At 64.3% G+C, this 10,899-nt stretch carries 10 protein-coding genes and 1 pseudogene; 10 read left to right on the forward strand and 1 reads right to left on the reverse strand.

The window, feature by feature from the left end:
* Positions 1 to 81 precede the first annotated feature (81 nt).
* The 8 genes and pseudogenes from PQQ53_RS03935 to PQQ53_RS35060 form a co-directional block, all read left to right on the forward strand.
* Positions 82 to 945, forward strand: a complete 864-nt coding sequence (locus PQQ53_RS03935; RefSeq protein ID WP_408152207.1) for an alpha/beta fold hydrolase — start codon at positions 82 to 84, stop codon at positions 943 to 945.
* The gene (locus tag PQQ53_RS03940; RefSeq protein ID WP_408152208.1) at positions 942 to 1,556 is read left to right on the forward strand and encodes a hypothetical protein; all 615 of its coding nucleotides are present in this window, start codon (positions 942 to 944) and stop codon (positions 1,554 to 1,556) included. The genes PQQ53_RS03935 and PQQ53_RS03940 overlap by 4 nt, the downstream gene beginning before the upstream one ends.
* Positions 1,557 to 1,629: 73 nt before the next feature.
* Entirely contained in the window at positions 1,630 to 2,937 is a 1,308-nt protein-coding gene (locus PQQ53_RS03945; RefSeq protein WP_408141125.1) for a cation:dicarboxylate symporter family transporter, read from the forward strand.
* Between the two features lie 48 nt (positions 2,938 to 2,985).
* A complete protein-coding gene (locus PQQ53_RS03950) occupies positions 2,986 to 3,537 on the forward strand; it encodes a carboxymuconolactone decarboxylase family protein (protein WP_408141126.1) in 552 nt (183 codons plus the stop codon).
* A 5-nt stretch (positions 3,538 to 3,542) separates the two neighbouring features.
* Positions 3,543 to 4,343, forward strand: coding sequence for an SDR family NAD(P)-dependent oxidoreductase (locus tag PQQ53_RS03955; RefSeq protein ID WP_408141127.1), 801 nt, complete (start codon positions 3,543 to 3,545; stop codon positions 4,341 to 4,343).
* 11 nt (positions 4,344 to 4,354) lie between these two features.
* Positions 4,355 to 5,233, forward strand: coding sequence for an amidohydrolase family protein (locus PQQ53_RS03960; RefSeq protein ID WP_408141128.1), 879 nt, complete (start codon positions 4,355 to 4,357; stop codon positions 5,231 to 5,233).
* Positions 5,234 to 5,339: 106 nt separating this feature from the next.
* Positions 5,340 to 6,221 (forward strand): alpha/beta fold hydrolase, encoded by an 882-nt coding sequence (locus tag PQQ53_RS03965; RefSeq protein WP_408152209.1) that lies wholly within the window; start codon positions 5,340 to 5,342, stop codon positions 6,219 to 6,221.
* A gap of 44 nt (positions 6,222 to 6,265) precedes the next feature.
* A pseudogene (locus PQQ53_RS35060) lies at positions 6,266 to 6,606 on the forward strand (IS5/IS1182 family transposase); the annotation flags it as partial.
* A 26-nt stretch (positions 6,607 to 6,632) separates the two neighbouring features.
* Here the strand turns inward: PQQ53_RS35060 and PQQ53_RS03975 are convergent.
* Positions 6,633 to 8,408: an FAD-dependent oxidoreductase gene (locus PQQ53_RS03975; protein WP_408152211.1), complete on the reverse strand. Its 1,776-nt coding sequence runs from the start codon at positions 8,406 to 8,408 to the stop codon at positions 6,633 to 6,635.
* Between the two features lie 117 nt (positions 8,409 to 8,525).
* Between PQQ53_RS03975 and PQQ53_RS03980 the strand changes: the two genes are divergently transcribed.
* Both PQQ53_RS03980 and PQQ53_RS03985 read left to right on the forward strand, forming a co-directional pair.
* Positions 8,526 to 9,422, forward strand: a complete 897-nt coding sequence (locus PQQ53_RS03980) for an NAD-dependent epimerase/dehydratase family protein (RefSeq protein ID WP_408152212.1) — start codon at positions 8,526 to 8,528, stop codon at positions 9,420 to 9,422.
* A 164-nt stretch (positions 9,423 to 9,586) separates the two neighbouring features.
* Complete coding sequence (locus PQQ53_RS03985) at positions 9,587 to 10,885, forward strand: ABC transporter substrate-binding protein (RefSeq protein ID WP_408141133.1); 1,299 nt, start codon at positions 9,587 to 9,589, stop codon at positions 10,883 to 10,885.
* Positions 10,886 to 10,899: the final 14 nt, after the last annotated feature.

The following is a 10,899-nucleotide window of genomic DNA, read 5'->3' on the forward strand; positions in this document are numbered from 1 at the left end:
GAGCATAGCTTTCCATCGAAAAAAGGTTTTTGTCAATAGGTCGTGCCCCGGGCACAGTACTGGAAACGGAGACAGCCATTCATGAACGCGCTTTCAGAAGCTCTTGCCCCGCTGGCGTCGAAGGATAGCGAACTGGCATGGATCGACGCCTCGGGTATCAGCCTGGGCTATGTGCTCGCGGGAGCAGAGGGATCGGAGGCTGCCGGCACGGTCGTGCTGATTCATGAACTGGGCGGAAGCATCGCGAGTTGGGATGCCATCGTGTCCAGGTTGAGCGCGTCGCGCCGCGTACTTCGCTACGATCAGCGCGGACATGGCGATTCGGAAAAGGTCCGCGTGCCGTTCTCGCTTGCCGACCATGTCGATGATCTGCGCACGCTGCTCGACGAGCTTTCGCTGAACGAACCGTGCTGGCTCGTCGCGGCGGCTGCCGGCGCGCCGATCGCAGTGGACTTCGCGGCGCGCTATCCAGCACGCGTCGCTGGCATCGTGATGTGCGCGCCGGCCCTCGACGTCGATCCGTCACGACGGGGCATGTTGCGTGAACGCGCGCAACGGGCGAGGGCGGACGGCATGCGCGCGATCGTCGACAGTACGCTCGATCAGTCGTGGCCACCGGTGTTGCGCGACGATCCGTTTGCGCTCGAAGCCCATCTTGCTTACCGCGCGCGCCTGCTTGCCAACGATCCTGTCTGCTATGCGCTCGCAAACGACGCGCTCAGCGACATCGATCTGCGCGCGCAGTTGCCGGCCTTGCGCTGTCCGTGCCTGCTGCTCGCCGGCGAGCACGATCTGCAGCGCCCGCCCGCGCGGGTCGCCACTCAAGCCGCGCTGATTCGGGGCAGCGTGCTCGATACGGTGCCAGCCGGTCATCTGATGGCAGTGCAAACGCCTGCGCAGGTGTTCGACAAGATTGAAGCATTTATTGATAGAGACTACCGATGACCCACACCGCTCGGCCCGCTTTGCTGATGGTGTCGATGGAGCCGCCCGCCTCGCTCGAAGAGGAGTTCAACGACTGGTACGACACCGAGCATTTTCCGCAGCGCCTCGCGTTGCCGGGATTCGTGTCGGCGTCGCGCTGGGTCTGCGTGGACGGCTGGCCGCGCTGGATGGCGCTCTACGACCTCACCTCGCTGGATGCACTCGATAGCGACGCGTACCGCAAGGTGTCGGGCGCGCAATCGACGCCGTGGAGCAGGCGACTGCTGCCGCGCACGGTGGGCCGCTCGCGTGTGGCGGCTGGCGCGCTCGACGGGCGCGCAGAAGCACAACGCGATCCGCAAGCGGTCAGCCGGCTGCTTGCGATGAGCGTACGGCTGATCGCCGGCGTGGCCTCGGCGGAATCGATCGTCGCCGCGGTGCGTGAAGCGCTTGCCGCGCGCGAGGATCTGCTGCAGCTACGCGGCTTCGTCGAGGATGGCGAAACCGTGTGGATTCTAGCCGCGTTCGATTCACCGGCCACCTCGACACTCGCCGCCCAGATCGGTCGCCCGTGCGGATTCGGCATCAGCACTTTCAATGTTTATGTGCCATACCGGCGCAGCAGCTACTGATGGCATCACACGCGACGGCTGCATCTGAGCCGTGGCCACGAACGCTAACGAAGAACAGATAACGGAGACAGGGATGGCACAACTCAGGAAGCTGCACGTCCAGGTGCTGCTTGCGCTCATGCTCGCGGTGCTGGTCGGCATCGTCGCACCGGCCACCGCGATCGCCATGAAACCGCTCGGCGACGCCTTTATCGGCCTGCTGCGCATGCTGCTCGCGCCGATTGTGTTCTGCACCGTCGTGCACGGCATGTCGCACGTGCAGGACATGCGCAAGCTGGGGCGGCTCGGCGCAAAGACGCTGATCTATTTCGAGGTGGTCAGCACGCTCGCGATGTTCGTGGGTCTCGTGCTCGTCAACGTGTTCAAGCCCGGTGTCGGCATGCATGCGGCGCACCTCGAAAGCAGCGGGAAGGTCGCGCAGTTCGCGGAATCGGCCGCGCACATGTCTGTCACCGATTTTCTGCTGGGCATCGTGCCGACCACGCTTGTCGGTGCGTTCGCGACCGGCAACATTTTGCAGGTGCTATTAATCGCGATCCTGGCGGGTATCGCGCTGAACCTGTCGGTCGGCCGCGATTCCATTCTGCTGCGCGGCGTCGGCGAGGCGCAGCGCGTGCTGTTCACGATTCTCGGCTTCATCATGCGGCTCGCTCCCATCGGCGCATTCGGCGCGATGGCCGCCGCGGTGGGCAGCTACGGCGGCGCCACGATGCTCTATCTGATGAAGCTCGTGCTGCTCTACTGGGCCGGTTCGATCGGCTTCGTGCTGATTGTGTTCGGCGGCATCACCGCGTCGTGCGGCGTGTCGATCTTCGCGGTGCTGCGCCTGATTCGCGAGGAACTGCTGCTCGTGTTCGGTACCGCCTCGGGCGAGGTGGCGTTTCCCCGTCTCGTGCAAAAGTTGCAGCAGGCCGGTTGCGATGAAATGGTGGTCGGCTTCGTGCTGCCGGCCGGCTACAGCTTCAATCTCGACGGCACCGGCATCTATATGGCGATGTCAGTTGGCTTCATCGCGCAGGCCACCGATACGCCGTTCTCGATCGCCCAGCAGATCGCGTTGCTCGGCGTGCTGACGCTGACTTCGAAAGGCGGCACGACAGTTGCGGGCGGCGCATTCATCAAGCTCGCCGCCACGATGGAATCGCTGCGCGTGTTGCCCCTGGGCGGGCTCGGGTTGCTGTTCGGCATCGACCGCCTGATGGCGACGGCCACCGCGTTGACCAACATGATCGGCAATACGGTCGCCGTGATCGCCCTGGCGAAATGGGAACACGCGTTCGACGCTGACACCTTTCGCGCGTGCCAGGGGCCGCGTCGCGCGCAAGACAGTCACGAGACGCGCGCGGCGGCGCTCGCGTCGACCCGGTCATCCACGAAATAGCGGCTTCACCGCTCACTTCAGGCATCTCATGCTCAACAAGGAACTTCGATGAAACGTATCGCCGATCTCGATCCCGATCAGATGACTCCGGCGCAACGTGGCGCACACGACGCGATCGCCAGCGGTCCACGCAAGGGCGTACGCGGGCCGCTCGCCGTCTGGCTGCATCGCCCGGAACTGGCCCAGCATGCGCAGGCACTGGGCCGCTATTGCCGCTATGAAACGACGTTGCCGCCCCGCCTGTCGGAACTCGCGATTCTGACGCTGGCCCGCGTCTGGGGCTCGGAATACGAATGGTACGCGCACAAGCCGATCGCGCTCGAAGCGGGCGTGAGCCGCGATGTGGTCGAAGCGATTCGCACACACGCTCAGCCCGTTTTCTCGCAGCCAGATGAAGCCGTGATCCATGCGTTCCTGACCGAGTTGCATCGCGACCGCAAGGTATCAGATGCGCGCTACGCGGAAGCCGTCGAGCGGCTCGGCGAAGCGGGCGTGATCGATCTCGTCGGACTTGCCGGCTACTACACATTGATCTCGATGACGATCAACGTCTTTCAGGTGGCACAGCCCGCGGGCGTGCCAAACGAGCTCGGAGAATGAAGCAGATGAGCAAACGACTCGACAGCAAGGTAGCCATCGTGACGGGGGCGGGCTGCGTCGGGCCCGGCTGGGGCAACGGGCGCGCCGTGGCGGTGCGCTTTGCCGAGGAAGGCGCGAAGATCTATGCGGTCGATCGCAATCTCGACGCGATGCAGGACACGCTTCAGCGCGTGCGCGCGGTCGGCGCAGAAGTCACTGGCGTGGCATGCGACGTGACCGATAGCGCAGCGGTGGCGCGCATGGTGGAAGGCTGCGTGAAGACCTACGGGCGCGTGGACATTCTCGTCAACAACGTCGGCGGCTCGGAGGCGGGCGGTCCCGTCGCGCTCGATGAAGACAAATGGGACGCGCAGATCGCGCTGAATCTGAAAAGCGTGTACCTGACCTGCAAGCATGTCTTGCCCGTGATGGAAGCCCAGGGCGCGGGCGCGATCGTCAACACGGCATCGACCTCCGGCATTCGCTGGACCGGTGCCGCGCAGGTCGCGTATGCGGCGTCGAAGGCCGGCGTGATCCAGTTGTCGCGCGTCGTCGCGGTGGAGTATGCAGGCAAGGGGATTCGCGTGAACACGGTGGTGCCGGGTCAATTGCATACGCCGATGGTCGAGGCGCGGCTCGCAAACCAGCGTGCCGGCGGCGACGTCGACGCGCTGCTCACGCAGCGTCTTGCGCGGATTCCGCTCGGCTTCATGGGCGATGGCCGCGATACCGCGAACGCGGCGTTGTACCTCGCATCGGACGAAGCGCGCTTCGTGACCGGCACTGAGGTGGTGGTCGACGGCGGCATGACCGTACGCTGCGGTTAAGGAGCGCACCCATGAACCAGGTTTTGAAGACTTCCGACGCGCCGCTCGCGCATCCGCGCACACCGATGCTGCAATTGCCGCCCGGCAGTTGCGACTCGCACTGCCACATCTACGGACCGTTCGACCGCTATCCGCTGCCCGACGAACGCAGCTTCAACCCCGCGCTCGCGCCGGAGACCGCGTTGCGCAAGTGGCACGAGCGCTTTGGCTTCAGCCGCGCAGTAATCGTGCAGAGCCAGGGACACGGTTTCGATCACCGGCCGCTGCTCGACGCGCTGCATCATGGCGCGGGCCGTTATCGCGGCGTCGCGCTGGTGCGGCCGACGGACCCCGACTCGCAGATCGCCGAATTGGCCGCTGCCGGCGTGTGCGGCGCGCGCTTTCACTTTCTCGCGCATCTGGGCGGGCGCACCGATCTCGACGTGGTCCGCAACGTCGCCGCGAAAATCCGGCCATTCCGCTGGCACGTGGCGATCCACGTGGCCGGAAACGACATTGTCGAGTACGCGCCGTTCATCCTCTCACTCGACATGCCGGTCGTGATTGACCATATGGCTCGACTCGACATCGCCGATGGTCCAGACGGCGCGGCCGTTGCAGCACTGCGCCGCCTGATGGACAGCGGGCGCGTGTGGGTGAAGCTCAGTGCGGCAGACCGTCTGTCGAAGACCGGCACGCCGTTTCACGACGTGCTGCCGGTCGCGCGCAATCTCGCCGCGCATGCACCGCAGCGTGTGCTGTGGGGCAGCGACTGGCCGCACGTCAATCTGCACGGCCCGATGCCCGACGACGGCGACCTTACCGACCTGATTGCGCAGATGGCGCCGGGCGAGCAACAACGTCGCTTGCTACTGGTCGACAACCCCGCCGAGTTTTTCGGTTTCGAGTAGATCCATGTCCTGGACATTGGACACGACTCTCGTTCGTAGCTGCATGCGCTCAGTAGCGGCAGATGTTGGCGCAGATTCGCGGATTTATAAATTTCAGGAAACGTTCATGAAATTCGCAAAATATGGTCTCACTGGAGTTCTCGTCGCGATGTCAATGAGCAGTTTCGCGGCGCTGGACCCTGCTCAAGTGACCGACGAAGTTATCAAACGCGGCAACGTCCAGATAGAAGTACTGAGCCAGGGAAAGGGACCAACCGTCGTCATTCTCCCGTCGCTGGCGCGTTCGGCGCGCGACTATGACCAGGTCGCTGAGTACCTGATGGCCGATGGGTTACGCGTGTTACGCCCTGAACCGCGCGGGATCGGCAAGAGCAGGGGCCCGATGGAAAACCTGAGCATTCACGACTTTGCAGCTGACGTGGCAATGGTCATCGATCAAAAGCACGCCGGCCCTGTTGTCGTCGTCGGACATGCCTGGGGGAATTTCGCCGCGCGTCAGCTAGCGGTGGACCGTCCTGACCTTGTAAAGGGCGTCGTTCTAGCTGCCGCGTCAGCGGGCAAGGTTCCTCCGGGGTTTAACGGGAAACCCATCAGCCCGGAGATGCGCAAAGCGATTGACGGAGCCGCAGACCTCGGGCTTCCGGAAGCTCAACGGCTTCGGTACCTTGAAGAGGCCTTCTTCGCGCCGGGAAACAACCCTGGCGTGTGGTTGGGGGGCTGGCATCCAGAAGCGCATGAAGCAGAAGGACATGCTCGTAATATCACCCCGGTCGACGACTACTTCGCCGCCGGCACCGCGCCGATTCTCGACTTGCAGGGCGAGAACGATGCAGTGGCGCCTCGTCAGTTCTCGCACGTGCTCAAGAACATGCTTGGTGACCGGGTGACAGTGATTGTGGTGCCGAACGCCGGGCACGCAATGGCGCCGGAACAGCCCAAGGCAATGGCTGACGCCATTTCGGAGTTCGCGAAGCGGATCAACGAATAACGGCTGGCTCGATGCGTTGCTACTGCAGCGAATCCGTCATGCGGCCGAACCCGACAACATGGGGCGCGAAACACCATGGCCGATTCGACAAGGCAGACTTCATCTACAGTGCGCCGGACGACGAGTACCAATGTCCAACTGGAGAACGGGCAGTTTACCGTTACGCGAGTGAGCAACATGGGAGGCCGCTACATCGATACTGGAGTAGCGCCTGTTCGCAATGCAAAATAAAATCACGATGCACGCCCTCGCACTTCCTGACGCGCAGGTGCCCAACGTAGGTACCGAGATGCGTTTGAACGTACTCGCCTACAATCTCACGCGAGTGCTGAGAATCCTGGGCTTCAAGAAGACGATGGAAGCAATGCGGCTGGTGGGCGCATGAGCTGGCGTAGGTCGTCGCTCAAGCCTTTATCTGGTGGCCTGAAAATGCTCCTGCGGCGCGCTCGAATCAAACCGCGTTGGCGCGGCCGAATCCCGCGCGGCGCGAGCCGCATTTTTAGCGATCCGCCAGCCAAACACGATCGCAGGGCCGAGCGTCGTCCCCGGACCAGGATAGGTGCCGCGGAAGATCGACGCAAGGTCGTTGCCGCATGCGTACAGGCCGGGTATCACATGCCCGTCGTTATCGAGCACCTGGCCATCGGCGTTGCCCGCGAGCCCGGCGCTGCAGGCGAGATCCGCAGGCCACACCGTCACCGCATAGTACGGGCCGGCGCCGATCGCACGGATGCACGGATTGGGCTTCTGCGCGGCATCGCCGTTGAAGCGGTTCATCGGACTCGAGCCGCGCTGAAACGCGGGGTCGAGGCCTTGCGCCGCGCCGCGATTGTAGGTGGCGACCGTGCGTTCGAGGCCCGCTGCATCGACGCCCAGCTTCGCGGCCAGTTCGGCCAGTGTCTCGCCCTTGATCAGATAGCCCGCCTTTTCGAAACTGGCGATGCGCGCGCCGCTTCGTTCGCGCATCAGCAGTCCGAGGCCATAGTCGCGAATGAACGCCGCATCCACGATCAAATGCGCGGGTGCGCTTTCGCCTTTCGCGTCGCGCAACATGCCCATCACGAAGTCATGATACGAGTCCGACTCGTTGACGAACCGTTCGCCGCGGCGGTTCACCGCGATCAGCCCGGGTTTCGCCCGATCGAGAATGATGTGCGGCCAGACCGCGTCCTGTCCGTTGCCTGAGCGCAGGATCGAGCAGGGCATCCAGAGACCGGGGCTGTCGTGGCCGTCGTGCAACCGGGCGTTGATCTTGAGCGCACTGCCGACGCCGTCGCCGGTATGCGTGTCGGGCGACAGCGACAACGGTTGAGCCCCGGCGGGAAACAACTGCTTGCGCAGCACCGGATGACGCGTAATGCCGCCAGTCGCCAGCACTACGCCACGACGCGCGCGAATCCGCTTGCGTCCCACGCCTTTCTGTTCGACCACGGCGCCCGTGACTTCGCCTTGCTCGATCACGAGTTCAACCAGCGGCGTGTCGAAGCGGACTTCCACCTTCTGTTTGCGCAAGCTGTAAAAGAGCCGCGCCGCCAGCGCATTGCCCATGACGAGCTGCGTGCCGCGCGGATAGCGCAGCCGGTCGAGCATATAGCGGCCCACCACGGCCAGCGTGCGCGAGAAATTTTTCTTCGACGCGAAAGGCGCGAGCAGCGCGTCCAGATCGGTGCGCGCGACCATCATGCCGCCCAGGCCCATGAACTCCTTGCGCGGCGGCCTCACGCGGACGAACTCGTCGCCGAGCAGGCGGCCGTCGAATGCGACCGGCGCCAACGCGCGTCCGCCAAATGCAGCGCCCGGCCCCGCCACATAGTCCGGGTGGGCCGTGGCCGCGACGAACTTCACGTCGCTGATGCGTTGCAGTTCGTCGATTGCCTCCGGGCCGCTTTCCAGAAACGCCGCGCGCGCTTCGTCGCCGCCGCGCTCGCCGACCACCGAGGCGAGGAAGCGCCGCGCGTCGTCGACGCTGTCGGGCACACCGGCGCTCGCGCTCAGACTCGTGCCGGGCACCCACGTGGTGCCTCCGGAGGTGGACGTGATGCCGCCGACCGCATCCGTCTTTTCGCACACGAGAACCCTGATGCCTTCGTGATGGGCCACCAGCGCGGCGGTCATGCCGCCGGCTCCGGCACCGAACACGAGCAGATCGGTTTCCTCGTCCCACTGTGTTTGTCTCGCTTCGTTCATCGCCTGGATGTCTCCTTGTGCCGGGGCACGGAAATATGTAGAACAAGTTTTATTATTGGAATAGTATTCCATAAACCTCAAAAATCAAAATTTTCACGCACATTGGAGGAGCAAACGATGCGGGTCCTGGTGACGGGCGGAAGCGGCTTTCTTGCCGCATGGATCATGCGGCGTCTATTGGCGCGCAATGTCAGCGTGCGGACGTTCGACACGCGTCGCGACCCGCGCCTCCTGGGCGAACTCGTGCCGGAGAGGGCGCGCGAAGTCGAATGGGTGACGGGCGACATTTCCGTGGCGAGCGACGTGAGGCGTGCGCTGCAAGATTGCGACGGCGTCATTCATCTCGCAGGCGTGCTGACGCCGAGTTGCGCGAGCGATCCAGTGCGCGGCGCGCAAATCAATCTGATCGGCACGCTGAACGTATTCGACGCGGCGCGCGCGGCGGGTCTGCGCAGTGTGCTGTATGCGAGCAGCGCGGGGGTCTTCGGTCCCGACGACGGCGCGCGGCCGCATCCGCAGACGCACTACGGCGCATTCAAGCTCGCCTGTGAGGGATCGGCGCGAGCCTATTGGAATGACTGCGGTATCGCCAGCATCGGCTTCCGCCCGCTTGTGGTGTATGGCGCGGGGCGCGAGAGCGGCTCCAGCGCGGGGCCGAGTCTCGCCTGCCGCGCGGCGGCGCGCGGCGACGCGTACACGATCCCGTTCACGGGATCGACGGGCCTCGTATTTGCCGACGATGTCGCCGCCGCCTACGAGGCCGCGCTGTTTGCCCCGGCGCAGGGTGCGCACGTGTTCACGCTGGCAGGAGAGATCGCTTCAGTCGATAGCGTGATCGAGCGGTTATCTGTGCTCGCACCCGGCGCGCGTCTTGGCGCCGCCGGCGCGCCGTTGCCCATCGCCACTGACTTTCCGCACGACCCGGCGCTCGACAGGTTGCTGCCGGATTTGCCGGCCACGTCGCTGGAAGACGGCTTGCGGCAGACCTTGGCGTTCTACCGCGAGCGACGGTAGCGCACGCGCCACTCATTTTTCCGAACCTCCCATATTCACGAAAACCCTGTAAGGGTTGAAGATTGTTGAATCATATTCCAGTTAAAACTACTATTCAGAAAAATTGGAATCGGCGGCGACAGACCTCGCTGCCGTTATGAATGGGCAAACAGGAGCGGAGACAGATGAGCGAGAACCACGGTGGCGACAACAAAGAGCGCGGCAACGCAAGCGAGACGCCGGGAGCAATGACGCGGCGCGACTGGCTGGCCGCGGCCGGCAAGACGCTCGCGAGCGGCGCGGCCATGATGGCCGCACCGGCCTTCGTGCGAGCGCAGGGTGACCAGCCGCTGAAGCTCGGCCTCGTGATCGCGAAGCAGGGCGTGTGGACCGAGCAGGGCGAGATGATCGCGAACGGCGTGAAGCTGGCGCTGGCCGATGCCGGCAATCAGGTGCGCGGCCGGCGTGTCGATCTGATCTGGTACGACGAGCCGAACCCGCAATCGGCGCAGCAGAACATGCAGAAGCTCGTCGACGAAGACAAAGTGGTCGCGGTGATCGGCGGCACCAATAGCGGCACGTCGCTCGCGATGGCCTCCGTGGCTAACCGCACGAAAGTGCCGTACATCTCGCCGAATGCGGCTGCCCGCGAACTCACCGGCAGCAGTTGCAACCCTTACACGTTCCGCACGCTCGCGCCCACGCCGGTGACATGCCGCGCGCTCGCGCCGTCGCTCCTCGCGAAGGGCAAGCGCTGGCACTTCCTCGTCGCGAATTACGCGTATGGCCAGGACATTCAGCGCGCGATGTCGGAACTGCTCAAGCAGGCTGGCGGCACGATGACGGGCGCGGACGTCACGCCGTTGAACACCACCGATTTCAGCTCCTTCATTCTCAAGATCAGGCAAACCAAGCCGGACGTGGTGGTACTCGGTTTGCCCGGCGGTGACCTGTCCACATTTCTCAAGCAGTACGCCGAAATGGGCATGAGAGGGACGATTCCGGTGGCCTGCCCGATCATCGGCGACTCGGACCTGTGGGCAATCAGTCCCGATGCCGCAACCGGCTACTACGGCAAGCCCTGGCATTTCAGCTCGCCCGGCCATACGCCGGCGGAACTGGCCTTCATCAAGAGCTATACGGCGAAGTACGGCAAGCCGCCCGCCGACAAGGCATGGCTCGGCTGGTTCTCGACCCGGGGCCTGCTCGAAGGCATCAAGCAGGCGAAGAGCACGAGCGGCGCGGACATCGCGTCGAGCCTCGAAACCGTCAAGCTCGACGACGGCGCCGTGCCCGCTTACTACCGCGCGTGGGACCACCAGATGGTGCGTCGCTGGAGCGTGTTCAAGGTGAAGGACCACGTCACCGACAAATGGGACTGGCTCGACCAGGTGTCGGTCGTGCCGCAGAACGCCGCCGACGTCGACAAGCTTTACGGCTCGCGCCAGGAAGTCGGCTGCACGATGCCGCCGCGCCAGATCTGATCCTTCAAGCACGC

The sequence above is a fragment of the Paraburkholderia strydomiana genome, assembly GCF_046030495.1.
Classification (GTDB): Bacteria; Pseudomonadota; Gammaproteobacteria; order Burkholderiales; family Burkholderiaceae; genus Paraburkholderia; species Paraburkholderia strydomiana_A.